The 16,888-nt window shown below is 62.9% G+C and carries 14 protein-coding genes; 2 read left to right on the plus strand and 12 right to left on the minus strand.

Features of this window, described 5'->3' with window-relative positions:
• Nucleotides 1-20 precede the first annotated feature (20 nt).
• From M5B99_RS04845 to M5B99_RS04895, 11 genes are all read right to left on the minus strand, one after another.
• Complete coding sequence (locus M5B99_RS04845; RefSeq protein WP_248802907.1) at nucleotides 21-1,046, minus strand: ABC transporter ATP-binding protein; 1,026 nt, start codon at nucleotides 1,044-1,046, stop codon at nucleotides 21-23.
• Nucleotides 1,043-1,837 (minus strand): ABC transporter permease, encoded by a 795-nt coding sequence (locus M5B99_RS04850; protein WP_248802908.1) that lies wholly within the window; start codon nucleotides 1,835-1,837, stop codon nucleotides 1,043-1,045. Before M5B99_RS04850 ends, M5B99_RS04845 begins: the two co-directional genes overlap by 4 nt.
• Nucleotides 1,834-2,700: an ABC transporter permease gene (locus tag M5B99_RS04855; protein WP_248802909.1), complete on the minus strand. Its 867-nt coding sequence runs from the start codon at nucleotides 2,698-2,700 to the stop codon at nucleotides 1,834-1,836. Before M5B99_RS04855 ends, M5B99_RS04850 begins: the two co-directional genes overlap by 4 nt.
• 3 nt (nucleotides 2,701-2,703) lie before the next feature.
• Complete coding sequence (locus M5B99_RS04860) at nucleotides 2,704-3,708, minus strand: ABC transporter substrate-binding protein (RefSeq protein WP_248802910.1); 1,005 nt, start codon at nucleotides 3,706-3,708, stop codon at nucleotides 2,704-2,706.
• Nucleotides 3,692-4,711 (minus strand): LacI family DNA-binding transcriptional regulator, encoded by a 1,020-nt coding sequence (locus tag M5B99_RS04865; RefSeq protein WP_248802911.1) that lies wholly within the window; start codon nucleotides 4,709-4,711, stop codon nucleotides 3,692-3,694. The genes M5B99_RS04860 and M5B99_RS04865 overlap by 17 nt, the downstream gene beginning before the upstream one ends.
• 164 nt (nucleotides 4,712-4,875) lie before the next feature.
• Nucleotides 4,876-5,586, minus strand: a complete 711-nt coding sequence (locus M5B99_RS04870) for a GntR family transcriptional regulator (RefSeq protein WP_248802912.1) — start codon at nucleotides 5,584-5,586, stop codon at nucleotides 4,876-4,878.
• 174 nt (nucleotides 5,587-5,760) lie between these two features.
• A complete protein-coding gene (locus M5B99_RS04875) occupies nucleotides 5,761-7,518 on the minus strand; it encodes an acyl-CoA dehydrogenase (protein WP_248802913.1) in 1,758 nt (585 codons plus the stop codon).
• Between the two features lie 56 nt (nucleotides 7,519-7,574).
• Nucleotides 7,575-8,816: a thiolase family protein gene (locus M5B99_RS04880; protein ID WP_248802914.1), complete on the minus strand. Its 1,242-nt coding sequence runs from the start codon at nucleotides 8,814-8,816 to the stop codon at nucleotides 7,575-7,577.
• Nucleotides 8,813-10,696 carry a feruloyl-CoA synthase gene (locus tag M5B99_RS04885; RefSeq protein ID WP_248802915.1) on the minus strand — a complete coding sequence of 628 codons (1,884 nt, stop codon included), beginning with the start codon at nucleotides 10,694-10,696 and terminating at the stop codon, nucleotides 8,813-8,815. Before M5B99_RS04885 ends, M5B99_RS04880 begins: the two co-directional genes overlap by 4 nt.
• Nucleotides 10,697-10,850: 154 nt before the next feature.
• Nucleotides 10,851-12,299 (minus strand): aldehyde dehydrogenase, encoded by a 1,449-nt coding sequence (locus M5B99_RS04890; protein ID WP_248802916.1) that lies wholly within the window; start codon nucleotides 12,297-12,299, stop codon nucleotides 10,851-10,853.
• Nucleotides 12,300-12,427: 128 nt separating this feature from the next.
• Nucleotides 12,428-13,258: a p-hydroxycinnamoyl CoA hydratase/lyase gene (locus tag M5B99_RS04895; protein WP_248802917.1), complete on the minus strand. Its 831-nt coding sequence runs from the start codon at nucleotides 13,256-13,258 to the stop codon at nucleotides 12,428-12,430.
• A gap of 212 nt (nucleotides 13,259-13,470) precedes the next feature.
• Between M5B99_RS04895 and M5B99_RS04900 the strand changes: the two genes are divergently transcribed.
• The gene (locus M5B99_RS04900; RefSeq protein ID WP_248802918.1) at nucleotides 13,471-13,959 is read left to right on the plus strand and encodes a MarR family winged helix-turn-helix transcriptional regulator; all 489 of its coding nucleotides are present in this window, start codon (nucleotides 13,471-13,473) and stop codon (nucleotides 13,957-13,959) included.
• Between the two features lie 61 nt (nucleotides 13,960-14,020).
• Here the strand turns inward: M5B99_RS04900 and M5B99_RS04905 are convergent, their stop codons facing one another.
• On the minus strand, nucleotides 14,021-15,343 hold the full coding sequence (locus M5B99_RS04905; RefSeq protein WP_248802919.1) for an OprD family porin: 1,323 nt from the start codon (nucleotides 15,341-15,343) through the stop codon (nucleotides 14,021-14,023).
• Nucleotides 15,344-15,666: 323 nt separating this feature from the next.
• Between M5B99_RS04905 and mhpT the strand changes: the two genes are divergently transcribed.
• Nucleotides 15,667-16,884 carry a 3-(3-hydroxy-phenyl)propionate transporter MhpT gene (gene mhpT / locus M5B99_RS04910; protein ID WP_248802920.1) on the plus strand — a complete coding sequence of 406 codons (1,218 nt, stop codon included), beginning with the start codon at nucleotides 15,667-15,669 and terminating at the stop codon, nucleotides 16,882-16,884.
• Nucleotides 16,885-16,888 lie beyond the last annotated feature (4 nt).

The following is a 16,888-nucleotide window of genomic DNA, read 5'->3' on the forward strand; positions in this document are numbered from 1 at the left end:
TGGAAACCAGGACGTTGGGATTACAGGGTGAACAGCACTTGCGGCTCGACGGCCAAGGCAATCAGCGCGCCGGTGGCATGGATGACGCCATCGGTACTGTCCACCAGCAATGGCTGTGCGGCGCCGACATCGACCAGCAGGCGGCTTTGCGCCCCCTGGAAAAACTGACCGACAAGACGTCCGCGCAGGTGCCCCTGACACTCCATCACCCGCAGATGCTCAGGGCGGCAATACACGGTGGCGGGCAGGCTGGCGCCTTTCCAGGGCAATTCGCCGCCGCTGACTTTCAAACCATCGCGCGTGCGCTCGATCACCGGAAAAGCATTGAGGTTGCCGACAAAACTGGCGACAAAAGCATTGGCCGGCTGCTGGTAGATTTCCCGCGGGCTGGCCAATTGGGCGACGCGACCGTGCTCCATGACCAAGATGCGATCGCCCAGTGCCATGGCTTCGCCCTGATCGTGAGTGACAAACACCGCGGTGATTTTCAAACTGCGCAGCAACTGATCCAGCTCGCCACGCAGGCGCTCACGTAACTGTGCATCCAGCGCCGCCAAGGGCTCATCGAGCAGCAACACCTTGGGCCGTGGCGCCAGGGCACGGGCCAGGGCGACCCGCTGACGCTGACCGCCGGATAACTCGTGAATACGGCGTTTGCCGTGATCAGGCAGCCCGACCAACTCCAGCAACTCCGCACAGCGCTTGTTGCGCTCGGCGGGTGACAAACCGCGGATTTTCAGGCCATAAACGATGTTGCCGGCCACATCCAGGTTCGGAAACAAGGCATAGTTCTGAAACACCATGCCCACGTCACGACGCTCGATGGGCAAGGGTGTGACGTCGCTGTCGCCAAATATCACCCGTCCAACGTCCGGGCGCTCAAGACCTGCGATCAGGCGCAAGGTGGTGGTTTTACCGCAACCGGAAGGCCCCAGGATCGCCAAGGTTTCCCCGGCTTCGATGGTCAGGTTCAGATCATGTACGGCAACGGTGCCATCAGCGAACGCCTTGCGACAACCTTCTAGGCGAATGGTGGTTCCGGTCATCGTTTTTCTCCACGGGAAAGACGGCCGCTGATGGCCTGCAACGCAATGAGCAGCGGTACGATCATCAGCAGAAATATGAGGGTGTAGGCACTGGCGACTTCCAGCCGGGCCGAGGCATAGCTGTCGGCCAAGCCCACCGGCAATGTCTTGGTCATCGGGGTATGGAGCATCCAGGTCAGGTTGAACTCGCCCAACGACAGGGTGACCACCATCAACACACCGGCGAGAATCCCCGCCCGGCAGTTGGGCAGCACCACATTGAAGAAACGCCGGATCGGCCCGGCGCCCAGGCTGGCTGCCGCCTCTTCCAGAATCGGCAGATGCTGGCGCTGCATCACCGCCATCACCGGGCGCACCAGAAACGGCAAGGTGAACAGCACATGGCCGACGAGAATGAATAACCAACTGCCGCGAAACCCGCCGAACCGACCATAGGTGAGCAGCAGTGCCAAAGCGCTGGCCAAACCGGGCATCGCCACGGGCAACACCATCAGCTCCTCGAACGCGCGACTGAAGCGATTGTTCATCCGTACCAACGCATAAGCCGCGGGTACGCCAACCACACAGACACACAGCGCGCAGGCCACTGCCAGTTCCAGGGACAGCCAGACGGTGGGCGAATAAGCCTGCCAGACTTGCACCAGCCAATCGAACGTCAGACCGCTGGACATTCCCTGGAAATAGTTACGCGTCAATCCGGCCAGCAGCGACATCAACACGGGGACCAACATGAAAGCGCAAACCAGCAGGGTAAACACCAGTTGCCCGACAAACAGTGTTGAACGCTTCACAAGACCGCCCTCGAAGGTTTCACCAGTGTGCGGGCCAGCAACAGCACCAGCCAGGTCAGCACGCCCAACACCACCGACAGCGCGGCGGCCAGGGCAAAATTGGCGTAGTTGGTGAACACGTTATAAATCGCTACCGGGGTTACATTCAGCCGCGTGCCCAGGGTGAAGGCGGTGCCAAAGGCGCCCATGGACGTGGCAAAGCAGATCGCCCCGCATGACACCAGCGCCGGCGCCAGACCTGGGACGATGACATCGCAGACCACTCGCCAGTGGCCCGCACCCAGCGAATGGGCGGCTTCTTCCAGGCTGCGATCCAGGCTTTCACACGCCGCCATCACAGTGAGAATCACCCGCGGAATCGAGAAGTACAGGTAACCGACAAACAGTCCTGTCAGCGAGTAGGCAAAAATCCAGCGCTCACCCGCCAGCTCAAGACCCAGGCTGGCGAACAGCCCTTGGCGGCCGGCCAGCAGGATGACCAGAAAGCCGACCACCACGCCGGGAAATGCCAGTGGGAAGGTCAGCAAGGCGACCAGTGCCGAACGGCCGAAGAAGCGCTGGCGCGAGAGAAACACCCCGCTGAAGCCGCCTACCAGCAGCGCCGCGAGAGTCACCACCAGGGCCAGCACGCAGGTCTGCGCCAGACTGCCCAGGTATTGCACGCTGCTCAGCACCTGCCAATAACCGCTGTCGCTGCCCTCGCGACGTTGCCCGCCCAGCACAATCAGGTGCGCCAGTGGCAGTAACCAGAACGCGAACAGCACGGCCGCCGCCGGCGCCAGTGCCCAGGCGAAGGTCGGCCGCAAGCGCGGCACGAAGGTCCGGCCCGAGCGGCCTTCGCGGGCTTTGACTTGCGAAGCCATCACTTACTTGACCTCACTCAGATAACGTGCGGAAAAGACTTCCTGCACCGCCGCCATATGCGCGTAATCGACCACGCCGGCGCGGGCATAATCACTGTCCGGCAGAAACTGCGCGGCGACGTCCGCCGGCATCTTTATCGCTCGCACTGGCCGCAGGTAGGCCTTGGCCCACAGTGCCTGGCCTTGATCGGAGAGGACGAAATCCAGCACCTTCTCGGCATTGACCCGATGCGGGGCATTGCCGACCATGCTCATTACGTAAGGCACGCTGATGCTGCCTTCCTTGGGAATCACAAACGCCACGTTGGCATTGTCCTTGTAACGCGCCCGATAAGCGTTGAAGTCGTAATCGACCAGAATCGGCAACTCACCGGACAGCACCCGGGCGTAGGCCGTCTGCTTGGGCACGATGGGTGCGTTTTTCGCCAGTTTCTGGAAGTAATCGATGGCTGGAGCGAAGTTATCCAGGCTGCCGCCCATGGCTTGGTTGATGGCCACCGCCGTCACGTAACCGACGAAAGCACTGGATGGATCGAGGTAGCCCACCATGCCTTTGTATTCCGGTTTGAGCAGGTCGCTCCAGCTTTGTGGCACTGGCAAACCACCCAGTGCATCGACGTTGACCATAATGCCCAACGTGCCGGAATGAATCGCAAACCAGTGACCTTCCGGGTCTTTCAGGCCGGCGGGAATCTCCTCCCAGCCCTTGGGTTTATACATGCCGACCACGCCGGCCTTTTGCGCCTGCAAGCCGAAGGTGACGCCGTAATACACCACGTCAGCCACCGGGGCGGCCTGTTCGGCGACCAATTGCGCCAGTGACTGGCCGGAGTTCTTGTTGTCCTGTGGAACCTGCACGCCCGTGGTGTCGGCAATCGCCTTGAGTTGCGTGCCCCAGTCCGCCCACTCCGGCGGGCAGTTGTAGCAAATCGCCGTTTGCGCGGCCTGCGCCAGGTTGACCACGCCGCACAGCAGCAACGCGGCCAGGGTTTTACTGATGCGGATCATCAAATGTCTCCTCGTAGGGTTGAGTACTTTCGCCTGGCCGGATATGACAAGGCAGGCAATGGGAAGCCGGTGCGGCGCCGGCGATCTGCGCCAGCAACTGATCGATCACGGTATAAGCCAGCGTCGCGATGGGTTGAACGACGCTGCACAATGTCGGGTGTATCTGGGCGCCCATGGCGATGCCATCAAAGCCGATGACCGAGAGCTGTCGAGGTACCTTCCAGCCGTTACGTCGCAGCTGCGCAATCAGGCTGATTGCCAGCAAATCGTTGGAACAGACCAGCGCACTGAGCGCTTGCGGGCCGTGTAGAAACGGCTCGATAGCGGCAAAATCAGCCTGGGTGTGGGCGGGCATTTCGATCACAGGCAAGCGGTCAAGACCGGCCTCATGCATCGCATCGCAATAACCGGCGTAACGCAGGCGAGCGCGGTCGGACTGCAAGGCGGGACCGGCGACCATACCGATCCGCCAATGCCCCGCTTCCAGCAGATAACGGGTGGCCAGCGCCATGCCCGCGCGGTTATCCACGGACACGCTGCTGTAGTCAGGATTGCCGGGCTGGTGGTAGGCCAGTACAAAGGGCGTGTCCTCCCTGGCAAGGCTTTGCAGTACCCGGCTCCGCTCGGCATCCGTGACCGTCAGGACCAGACCATCGACGCGCTGACGCAACAATTCCTCGACCACCGCGCTTTCACGTTCGCTGCTGTAGTCGGTGGTAGCCAGCAACAGGTTGTAACCGCGCAAGCGCGCCGCGCGTTCCATCGCCTGGAATTGCTCGGCGAACACCGGGTTGAGCAGATTGGGCACCACGACACCAATCAGTTTGGTGGTTTGCAGACGCAGTTGGCGGCCAAGACGATTGGGCCGGAAACCCAGTTCACGCGCGGCGGCGAATACTTGTTCTCGAGTCGCTGGACGCACCACTTCAGGGGAGGCAAAGGCTCGCGCCGCGGTCGCCCGCGAAACACCGGCCAGTTGTGCAACCTCTTTCAAATCAGTCATTTTTGCTCGCTTGAGATCGATCTCATTGAGCGCGACATTACTCAAGGAACATGGCGTTCCCGCGACCAAAAAATGACAATTGGATGTCAGGCGCCCCTCGCCCACCTCGACGCCGTCCGAGGCCAGTGCTCAGGTGCCCATCAGTGCCGCCGGCAAGACCGGAATCAAGAGCGGAGAATAACCTTCATCCGCTGTTCGGCCGCCGTCGAGCCGAAGATCTCGGCATAGCGCAACGTGGCGTTGGCGTGCTCGCGCATGATCGCTTCGGCACGCGCGCCCTGGCGGTTGACCAGGGCATCGAACACCGCATGGTGTTGCATATGCGCGTAGTTGAAACGCCGATACTCGCGAACCATGTCGTGACGGTCCACCGCCAGGGCGGTCACCGAGGCAAAAGGCAAGTGGTCGTTGCGCGCCAGGGCGTCGGCGATGGCCGGGTTGTGGCTGCCTTCGACGATCACCTGGTGAAAACGCATGTTGAGGTCGTGATAGAGCTCAAGGTCCTCGACGGTCACATAACCCTTGTCGAACAACTGATCGCCTTGCGCCAGGCACTGTTCAAGGGTCGCCCGGGCATCGTCCGAGAGTCCACGCTCGGCGGTCTGACGCGCCGCCAGACCTTCAAGCACACCCCGCACTTCGACCGCCCCGGCGATATCATCGGGGTTGACGGAGCGTACCTGGAACCCACGCCCACCAAAACGCACCAGCAAGCCTTCCTGCTCCAGTGTGCGGAACGCCATGCGCACCGGCATCCGCGAGACGCCGAAAAGCTCCGCCGTGGGGTTTTCCATCAGCCGTTCGCCAGCCGCCAATTCGCCGGAGGCGATCATCTTGCGCAGCGCGACCAGCACCGTTTGACCGGGCTTACTCATCCAGGCAACTTCCAGAAAGGTGGGTCGCCATAGTAACGCAAGGTTTGGGCTAACAGCAGGACGCTCTTTCCTGGCGGACACGGCACTGCGGGGCCGACGGTCGAACATCAGACTTGCGTAACGGCGCCTCGCCACTCTGGCGCCTTGCCCTCCTCCCGCGCGCCCCCCCCCCACTCATGCCAGGAAAGGCAGCGGCGCGCGAGCGGCATGAATCGCGGCGATTCGCAGGTCCGCTTCCGGCAGCAGATAGGCAAAGAAGAATCCGGCACTTTGCAGTTTGTCCGCCCGCTGTGAATCGGTTTCGGGTAACGCCCGGGACACACGCGCCGAGCGGGTCCAGGCAAATGCCAGCAGCGCCAGGCCGCACAAGCGCAGAAAGTCACCCGCGGCCCGATAAGGGTACTGAGCGTCCTCGATCGCCTGTTGTGCCACTTGCCCTTGCAGGCGCTCGAGTTTGTCGCCGAGCGCTTGCAGTTCGGCGGCGATACCCGCGCACTCCGCGCAAGTGGCGGCCTGCTCGGCCTCTTCGCGCATGATCGACAGCAACTCGGCAAAAGCCCGGCCCTGATCACCCAGCACCTTGCGCAGTAACAGGTCATTGGCCTGAATCTCGTTGCTGCCCTCGTAGATCATGGCGATACGACTGTCGCGCAGGGTCTGCTCGATGGCGAACTCGGTCACGTAGCCGTAACCGCCGAAGACCTGCAGGGCCTTGCTGGCCAGCGTAAACCCCTGCTCGGTGAAATAGGCTTTGATCACCGGGGTCAGCAGTTCGCTCAACTGCCCGGCACGCTGCCGGCTTTGAGGATCGGGCCCATGCTCGGCCTGATCCAGCAGGTGCGCGGCCCAGTAACCAATGGCGCGCATGCCCTCGGTGCAGGCCCGCAGTTCAAGCAAGGTACGGCGCATGGCCGGGTGGAAATGGATCGGATCGGCCGCCTCGGCGTCAACCCCCGCCGGGCGTCGCGGGGCACGCATCTGCTTGCGCTCACGGGCATAGGCAAAAGCGTTCTGCCAGGCCGCTTCGGCGTGCCCGAGACCTTGCAGGCCGACATGCAAGCGCGCCGAGTTCATCATCACGAACATTGTCGCCAGGCCCCGGTTGGCTTCGCCGATCAGCCAGCCCCGAGCCGCCTCGAACACCAGGGAACAGGTGGCGCTGCCCTTGATACCCATCTTGTGCTCGATACCATCGCAACGCACGCCATTGGCCTGCCCCGGTTCCAGCAGCTTGGGCACCAGGAACAAGGAAATCCCGCGGCTGCCCGGCGGTGCGCCTGGCAGCCGCGCCAGCACCAGATGGAGGATGTTCTCGGTCAGATCCTGTTCGCCGCCGGAGATAAACAGCTTGTTGCCGTTCAGGCGGTAGCTGCCGTCACTCTGCGGCTCGGCGCGACAGCGCAGCAGCCCCACATCGCTGCCCGCCTGGGGCTCGGTCAGGCACATGGTCGGCAGTGCTTCGCCGCTGATGATCGAGGGCAAATAGTGCGCCTGGATCCACTGCGGCGCATGGCTCTTGAGGCACAGGTAAGCACCGTGGGCGATACCGCTGTACATGGCCCAGGCGTGGTTGCTGGCATAGAGCATTTCCTGCAAGGCAGCGTCCAACAGTTGTGGCAGCCCCTGGCCGCCCAGGCTTTCCGCGCAGGCCAGGGCCGGCCAGCCGCCTTCGACAAAGGTCCGGTAGGCCTCGGCAAAACCATCCGGCGTACGCACCCGGCCTTCGGCGAAGTGGCAGCCCTGGCGATCACCGCTGCCGTTGAGGGGCGCCAGCACCGCGCTGCTGAAGCGCCCCGCTTCTTCCAGGACCTGCACGGCCAGAGGCAGATCCAGGCTCGCGAAGGCGACGCTTTGATGCCACGCCAGCGGGGCTTGCAGCCAGTGTTCAAGAACGAATTGCATGTCGCGCAATGGCGCCTGGTAGTGCCACATGGAAAGCCTCGTTTCAGAAAAAAATGTCCACCGCCGGTCAGCCGCGCGACGCCACGTCAGCCTTGATACGCCGGGTTCTCGATCAACAACGCCATGCCCTGGCCGCCACCGACACAAGCGGCCGCAATGCCGTAGCGCAGATTGCCCTCGCGCAGTTGCCGGGCCAGGCTCAGCACCAGGCGCAAACCGCTGGCGGCCAAGGGATGGCCCAAGGCGATCGAGCCGCCCCGCCGGTTGAGCCGGTCGCCATCCAGTCCCAGCGCCTGGGCCACGGCCAGCACCTGGGCAGCCTGGGCCTCGTTGATTTCCAACAAGTCGATATCGGCCAGGGTCAGCCCGCTGCGCTGCAGCAGCAACTGGATCGCCGGTACCGGCCCTATGCCCATGAATTCCGGTGCCACGCCCACCACGGCACTGGCCAGCAGATGAGCCAATACCGGACGACGGGCCGCGGAGGCTCGCCCCACCAATGCCGCCGCGGCGCCATCGACCAGCGCGCAACTGTTGCCGGCGGTTTGCACGCCGCCGTCATGCACCGAGCGCAACCGGCTCAAGCTCATCAGGTCGGTAGGTCGCGGGTGACTATCCTGGGTCACCCGGTCCACGCCCCGTGGCAACTGGATGCCTCGCGCTTGATAGCCGGCCAGCTCAAAGCGCTCATTGCCCAGCGCCACCAGTTCCGCTGCAAACCAACCGTCTGCCTGGGCCTGCAGCGCCAGTTGATGACTGTCCAGGGCATAACGATCCACCACTTCGCGACTCAGCCCATAGCGCTGGGCCAGGTTCTCGGCGGTGGCGATCATATCCAGGCCTGGCGCCGGGTCGTAGAGCGCTTCCCAGAGAAAATCCTTGAATCCCACTGGTGCACCGAGACGGAAACCGTCGCGGTGGGTGTAGGCGGCGATCGGATTGCGCGACATGGATTCAGCCGCCACGCACAGGGCCAACTGCAGCCCGTCATCCAGTTGCCGGGCGGCTTGCCGCAAGAGTTCGAAACCGGTGGCGCAGATGCGCTGCACCGCCAGTGCCGGAACCCCTTGCGGCACGCCACTGTAAAGGCCGATATGCCGTGGCAGCAGATAGGCGTCGAAACTGGCCTGGGCCATTGAGCCGGCGAGCACGCTGTCCACATCAAGGGGGTCCATGGCCGCCCGAGCCAGGACTTCGCGCCCGACCTTGATCCCCAGGTCGATGGGCGAAACCTGAGCCAAGGCTCCGCCGAGATCGACCCAGGGCGTGCGCAGGGCCTCGAAGATCGCCACATCGGCAAAATCCGAGTATTGCCCGGCGCTGCTCACAAGCCTGACCCGGCACGCAGGACCGACGGTTCCAGCCCGCGATACAGCGCCTCGACCTTGGCCGCCCGCCACTGCAACACCGCGCGCTGGTTGATCGAGCCCTTGTCGGTGATTTCGCCACGGTCGATGGAGGGCGGCTCGTCGAGCAGCGCAATCCACTCCAGGCGACTGGAATTGCCGCTGGCATCACGGTTGAGCCGTTGCAGCCAGTCGGCGAACCATTGGCGCACCGGCGCGCTGGCCAGGACCTCGGTATCGCTGGCATCCGGGCCCAGGCCCGCCAGGCGTCGGCACTCATACAGCCGGGGAAAGACCAAAGCCCCGAGGCATTCGCGATCCGGCGCCGCCACCACCAGATCCTGGACATAGGGTGAGCCTTCGAGCACCGCGCGATTACGCAGAGGGCCGACACTGACAAAGACCCCGGAACTCAGCTTGAAATCCTCGGCAATACGGCCATCGAACATCAGCCCCAGTTGCGGGTCCCGAACGTCAGCCAGCTTCAAGGCATCACCGGAACAGTAGAAACCCTGGTCGTCGAACACCTCGGCGGTCTGCTGCGCTGCGCGCCAGTAGCCGGGCATGATGTGCGGCCCGCGAAAGCGCCCTTCCAGCTTGCCGTCCACCGGCACCAGCCGCACTTCACAACCCGGGGCCGGCAAACCGATATAGCCGGCCATGGACAGCGGCCCGGTGGTGAAGGTGCAGGACGGCGCCGCCTCGGTCATGCCGAGCCCGGCCATCATGCGGATGCGTTCGCCGCAGTGCGCTTCGGCGATCCGATCCAGGCGATCCCAGACGCTCTGGGACAAACCGGCCGCGGCGAAGAAGAACAGCTTGATCCGGGAGAAAAAACGCTCGCGCAGCTCGTCGTCCTGCTCAAGGGCGCTGACCAGTTCCTCCCAGCCCTTGGGCACGGTCAGGTAGGCGGTGGGCGACACCTCCTTGAGGTTGCGCAGGGTTTCAGCAAATCCCTGGGCCGTGGGCTTGCCGTCGTCCAGGTAAAAGGTGCCGCCGTTGTAGAGCACGATGCCGACGTTGTGGCTACCGCCGAAGGTGTGGTTCCACGGCAGCCAGTCCACCAGCACCGGCGGCTCTTCGCCGAACACCGGAAAGGTCTGCAGCAACATCTGCTGGTTGGCGCAGAGCATGCGCTGGGTGGTGATCACCGCCTTGGGCAAGCGGGTCGAGCCGGAGGTGAACAGAAACTTGGCGATGCTGTCTGGCCCGGTGGCGGCAAAGGCGCAATCGGCTTCGGCCCCCCCGGGCTGTTGCAACAGGCTGGCAAAGCTCGCCTGAGACCGCCCGGTTATTTGCCCACGCACGCTGATCAGCGGCGTCTCGAGTGGCAACACCGCATCGATCGCCCGCTGGAAAGCCGAAGCCTCGCTGACGAACACCAGCCCCGGTTGCAGCAGATCGCAGACATGCCGCAGCTTGGCGAAATCCTGGGACAACAACGAATAGGCCGGCGATACCGGGCAATAGGGAATACCGGCATACATGGCGCCGAGGGCGATCTGCAAATGCTCGATGTCGTTGCCCGAGAACAGCGCCAGGGGCTTCTCGGCCGACAAACCATAACCCAGCAGGCTCCGGGCAATAGCCCGGACACTGGCGAGCATCTCGGCGTAGCTCACTCGACGCCAATCACCGCCAGCCTGGCGAGCAGCGATAAAGGTTTGTTGCGGGCGCACTTGGGCCCAGTGCACCAGGCGATCCAGCAGGCGCTTCGGCAACTCGCCCAGGGGCTCCAGGGAGCGCATCCGCAGGATGCCCTGCTCTTCGCTGACCTCGACCGCGGGGTGACCGATGGACACCTGGCGATAGCGCGGCCGACGGGTCTCGGTGTGGGATGGCGATCTGAATTCGGAACTCACGTGCTTGTCCTCCATCAAGGCACGCCGGCACCGCTCCGCACGGGGCGGCTCGGGAAGCGTGGCAGCCGCTGGCTGCAGCCTTGTTATTGTTATCTCTGGCCTGCACGCGGGGCGGTCTCCCGAGGGAGCCGACACCCGACAGTGCGACGGATGCTCAGATCGGGTAGTGCCGCGGTCCATTCTGCAAGGTGACCCAGCGCAACTGGGTGAAATGCTCGATGGATGCCTTGCCGCCAAAACTGCCATAGCCGCTGGACTTGACCCCACCGAAGGGCATTTGCGCCTCGTCGTGCACGGTCGGACCGTTGATATGGCAAATGCCCGACTCGACTCGCTGGGCCAGGGCCAGGGCGCGACCGCTGTCGCGACTGAAGATCGCCGCCGACAGGCCGAACTCGGAATCGTTGGCCAGGCGCAGCAGATCTTCGTCACCCTCGCCGCGCAGCAACACCGCCACCGGGCCAAAGGATTCCTCGCGGTACAGGCGCATGCTTTCGGTGACACCATCGAGCAGGGTCGGTTGCAGAATACTGCCCGCCAGTTGCCCGCCCGCCACCAGCGTCGCACCTTTGTCCAGGGCATCGTCGATCAACAATTTGATGCGCTCGCCGGCACTGGCATCCACCAGCGAGCCGAGCACCGAATCCTCGGCGCCCGGGTCGCCGGCAGGCAAGCTGGCGATCTTCGCCGCCAGCTTGGCGACAAAGGTATCGGCCACCTTGGCATCGACGATCAGGCGCTCGGTGGACATGCAGATCTGCCCCTGGTTGAAGAACGCACCAAAGGCCGCGGCCTCCACCGCCGCATCCAGATCGGCGTCTTCCAGTACCAGGAACGGTGCCTTGCCCCCCAGCTCCAGCAAAGCCGGTTTGAGATGGCGCGCCGACAGCTCGCCGACGATGCGTCCGACATGGGTCGACCCGGTGAAGTTGACGCGGCGCACCGCCGGATTGGCAATCAGCCGCTCGACAATCGCCGCGGCATCCTGGGGGGCATTGCAGATGACGTTGACCACGCCATCGCCCAGCCCCGCGTCCTGCAACACCTGGCCGATCAGCCGGTGCGCCGCCGGGCTCAGTTCCGAGGCCTTGAGCACCACGGTATTGCCGCAGGCCAGGGGCATGGCGATGGCCCGGGTGGCGAGAATCACCGGAGCGTTCCATGGGGCAATGCCCAGCACCACGCCGCACGGTTGGCGCAGGGCCATGGCAAAACTGCCAGGCACATCGGAAGGGATGACTTCGCCGTTGATCTGGGTGGTCATCGACGCCGCCTCACGCAGCATATTGGCCGCCAGCTGCACATTGAAGCCGTACCAGTTGGCCATGGCGCCGGTCTCGCCGGCAGCGGCGATAAATTCCGCGCCGCGGGCCTGCAACTGCTCGGCCGCCCGCAGCAGGCGGATGCGTCGTTCGTTGGGCGCCAACGCCGCCCAGGCAGGGAACGCCGCCTTGGCCGCGGCCACGGCGGCATCGGCATCTTCCAAAGTCGCGGCGGCAACCCGCGACACCACCTCGCCAGTCACCGGATTACGGCGCTCGAAGGTTCGACCGTCGCGGGCGGGGCACGACTGGCCGCCGATCAGCAGGGGCACGTCCAGCATGGTGATTCCTCTTTATTGTCTTTATCGGGAATACAGTCGAGGGCGCTACAGTAGCGCCATGGCGCCTGGGCGAACAGTTGGCGGGCGCTCGATCGCCCGGCCAGTCGCCCTGTCAGCAACGCCGCGGCTCAGCGCTTGTAAGCCTGCAAGCCGGGCTTGATGCTCTTGTCATCGAGGAACTGTTTCATGCCCTGTTCGCGACCGCCTTCGGTATCCAGCAGGCGCGACTGGTCGAGCTTGGCGTACAGGTAATCCTCGTTCTGCTCCCAGGTCAGTTCGCGGCAGCGTTTGAAGCCATGCTTGGCCGCACGCAGCACCACCGGGTTTTTCTCCAGCAGGTTGCGCGCCAGTTCAACGGTGACTTCGCGCAACCGCGCCAGTGGAACGCTTTCGTTGACCAGGCCCATCTCGGCGGCCTTCTGCCCGCCGAAGGTCTTGCCGGTCATGATGTAGTACAGCGACTGACGATGGCCCACGGTGTCGGCCATGGCCTTGCTGACCAGGTTGCCCGGCGGAATGCCCCAGTTGATTTCGGAGAGGCCAAAGGTCGCTTCGTCGGCACAGATCGCCAGGTCGCAGGCCACCAGCGGGCTGAAGCCGCCGCCGAAGCACCAGCCGTTGACCATGGCGATGGTCGGCTTGGCGTACATGCGCAGCAGCTTCCATTGCCACTGCGAGGCTTCACGACGGATTTTTTCCTGGAGAATTTCCGGGCCGGCATCCACTTCGCGAAAGTATTCCTTGAGATCCATACCCGCGGTCCAGGCCTCTCCGGCACCGGTCAGCACCAGCACGCCAGCGGCCGGGTCCTGCTCCAGGGTTTCCAGGACATCGATCATCTCGCGGTTCAGGGTCGGGCTCATGGCGTTGCGTTTTTCCGGGCGATTGAGAATGACCCAGGCGATGCCTTCCTCGATTTCAACCTTGACCGTTGTCCAGCGACCTTCGTAGTTGCTCATGACGATTACTCTCTTGTTCTTGACTTGACGATGAGTGAAAACTAAACCGGCAACATAGTTATGTCAATTAACCATTAATGAAATTAACAAAATATTTTCCCCGTGGATCCCGCCCCAGCGCCCATGGATATGACAGCGGTCATAGCTATCCCCGGCCGACCTCGGCAAACTAGATAGCCTTATTAACCGCCAGCCCGAGGATTCCCCCTGCAATGGCCAAGTCTTCCAAGATTGCCGCCGCCCCCGAGGCCCTTGTCGTCGCCGCCGAACCCCAGGCGCCGCTGGACTCCGCCCTGGACGACCTGATCGGTTACGCCATGCGCCGGGCTCAGTTGAAACTGTTCCAGAACCTGATCGGTCGGCTCTCGGCCCACGACCTGCGGCCGGCACAGTTCTCGGCCCTGGCAATCATCGATCAGCACCCCGGGCTGATGCAGGCCGACCTGGCCAAGGCCCTGGCCATCGAACCGCCCCAGGTCGTACCGCTGCTGAACAAACTGGAAGAGCGGGCGCTGGCGGTTCGGGTGCGCTGTAAACCGGACAAGCGTTCCTATGGGATCTTTCTCAGCAAGACCGGCGAGTCTCTCCTCAAGGAGCTGAAACTGATTGCCACCCAAAGCGACCTCGATTCCACGGCCACCCTCGACAGCCAGGAACGCGAGGAACTGCTCCGACTGCTGAAGAAGGTCTATCAGCAATAGCCGCAAGCGCTGGCACGCCCCCGGCGGAGCGACCGACGCAAGACCTGGCGCAGCGGGGCAATCACCAGATCGGCAAGGTGTAGGTCACCAGGAAGCGGGTCTGGTTTTCATCGCGGAAGGCCGCGCCAGTGGGAAAGTCATTCCGGTAAATCGACTTGCGCGCCAACAACCCAACGTTCTTCAACGGGCCACTCTGGACCACATACCCCAATTCCATCTGGAACTCGCGCTCCTTGCGGTCTTCGGCGTTGAAAGCCGCCAACTCGATATGGTCGCCGCGCACATAACGCAGCCGGCTCTTCAGGCCCGGCAGGCCGGCCGCCGCGAAGTCATAGTCGTAGACGGCCTGCCAGGTTCGCTCCTTGGCATTGAGAAAGTCCGAACTCATGGTCAGCTCGCTCATGCCCATCAATTCGGTGCCGGACACATAGGGCGTTGCCGTATCGCCACTGGCATGCATGTAACCCAGGCCCAGGCGGTGGCCGCCGAGACGATAGCTGAACAGCGCGGAGAGGTTGCGGTTATCCACTTTACCGGCCTTGGCGCTGCCGTCTTCATCACTGAAAAAACTGCGCAGATCGGTGGTCAGCACACCGTCGCCCAGGCTCAGGTTATGCAACAAGGCCAAAGTGTTCTGCTGGTACAGATCCGTCACCTCGGCATGGTAGGCACGCAGGCTGAGGTCCTTGTTGACCTGGTAATCAGCACCGACATAGGCCATATGGGACGTGGTGGCGGCGCCATTGAAACGTTGATTGGGCGAGGCGATGCTCATGGGTTGGTAGTCGGTGGAATCGCGCTTGGCGATGCGGTCGATGTAACCGGTGTTGAACGTCAGTCCGTCGATTTCCTTGGAACTGAGGATGGTCCCACGGAAGGTCTGCGGCAGCAGCCGCGACGGACTGGCAAAGGCGAATGGCAGGAAGATCGATACATCACCGGTCTTCAGCGTGGTTTCGCTGAAACGCATCTTGCCGGTCAATCCCAGGCGCGCATACTCGTCCGCCGCGCGCTTGCTGCTGCTGGACACCGGTAGCAGCTCGGTGCCGCTGCGATCCGGCGACGAGTCCAGCTTGACCCCCAGCAACCCACGGGCATCCAGGCCCAAGCCCAGTTTGCCCTCGGTGTAACCGGACTCCATGTTCATGAAGAAACCCTGGGCCCATTCCCGGGCGGCGGTTTTCGCGCCGCCATCCTTATAGTCCCGATCCAGGTAGTAATTGCGCAGAGTCAAGGTGCCATGACTGTCGTCGACGAAGCCCGCGGCCAGCAATTGAGTGGAAAACACGCTCAAGCCCAGCAAGGTCAGGCAACGAGCGTGATCCGGAGTGCGGACAGGTGTGGCTGAGGTCGCCGCGAAGGCTTCCCGGGGGAGGTTTGGCATGTTCGATGTCCACTTATTGTTGTTGTTTTGAACGAGACCCAGCACACGCTGGCAAGGTCCGTGGACAGAGAATGGAAAGAGCCGGGGGAGTCCGTCAACCTACAATGACCGATAATCGAACATTAATATAGTTAACCATTTAACAGGTAACGCATACAAAAAATAATAACTATTTGTTTTACATAGATAATTTTCTAATTCTCATCAGAAATCAGGCAGCATTCATTTTTTAGTTATATTTGTTAATCTTAATCTCAACCTGAGACAGCCGCCCGCGCTGGCCAGGCCCAGCACTACAACAAAAACAATAATGAGGCTCGCCCATGGACAATCCATCACGTCGCACGACGCTGACCATTGCTTTGTGTTTTATCGTTGCACTGATCGAAGGCTTCGACCTGCAGGCGGCCGGTACCGCCGCTGCGGGCCTGCGCCAGACCTTCGCCCTGGATCCGAAAATGATGGGCTGGGTCTTCAGTGCCGGGATCATCGGCCTGCTGCCGGGCGCATTTTTCGGCGGCTGGATCGCCGATCGCATCGGTCGCAAGAAAATCCTGATCGGTGCGGTATTGCTGTTCGGTGTTTTCTCCCTCGGCACCGCTTACATCAGTAGTTTTTCCAACCTGTTGCTCGCGCGTTTCATGACTGGCCTGGGCCTGGGCGCCGCCCTGCCCAACTTGATCGCACTCTGCGCCGAAGCGGTGGGCGAACAACGCCGCGGCACCGCTATCAGCATCATGTATGCCGGTGTCCCCTTGGGTGGCGCTCTGGCGGCGGCGGTGGCGATGCTCTTCACCGAGCATTGGCAGACCACCTTCATCATCGGTGGCCTTGTGCCCCTGCTGGTAGTCCCCTTGATGCTGGCGCTGCTGCCCGAGTCGACCGCCTTCCGGCAGCAACAAGGGGTCGCCGCCGCGGAGCGCGCCTCCACCGGCCAGGCGCTGTTCGGTGAAGGCCGGGGCCGCACCACCCTTGCGCTGTGGGTGAGCTACTTCTTTACCCTGACCGTGATGTACATGTTGCTCAACTGGCTGCCTTCGCTGCTGCTGGAACAAGGTTTCAGCAAGCCGCAGGCCAGCTTGGTGCAGGTGCTGTTCAACATCGGCGGTGCGCTCGGCTCCCTGCTTGGCGGCCTGCTACTGGATCGCTGCAACGGTATCAAGGTAGTGCTGTTCGTGTATGCCGGGTTGCTGGCAGCGTTGGCCGGAGTCGGCCTGTCGCTGGGCATAGTGCCAATGGCCGTCGCCGGGTTTGCCGCGGGGCTGTTCGTGATGGCCGCGCAATTGGTGCTCTATGCCCTGGCGCCGCCTTCGTATCCGACCTCGGTGCGGGCCACCGGAGTGGGTGCGGCCGTTGCGATCGGCCGCCTGGGATCAGTGACTGGTCCCCTGGCGGCGGGACAGATTCTGGCAGCCGGGGCGGGTACCACTGGGGTGTTGCTGGCGGCTTCACCTGGCTTGGTGATTGCCGCGTTGACCATCATCGGCGTGATCGCACGAGCGGCCCCGCTGAACGTATCGATGAAAAACGCCAAGGCCTGATATC

The organism is Pseudomonas sp. MWU13-2100 (assembly GCF_023242365.1).
GTDB lineage: Bacteria > Pseudomonadota > Gammaproteobacteria > Pseudomonadales > Pseudomonadaceae > Aquipseudomonas.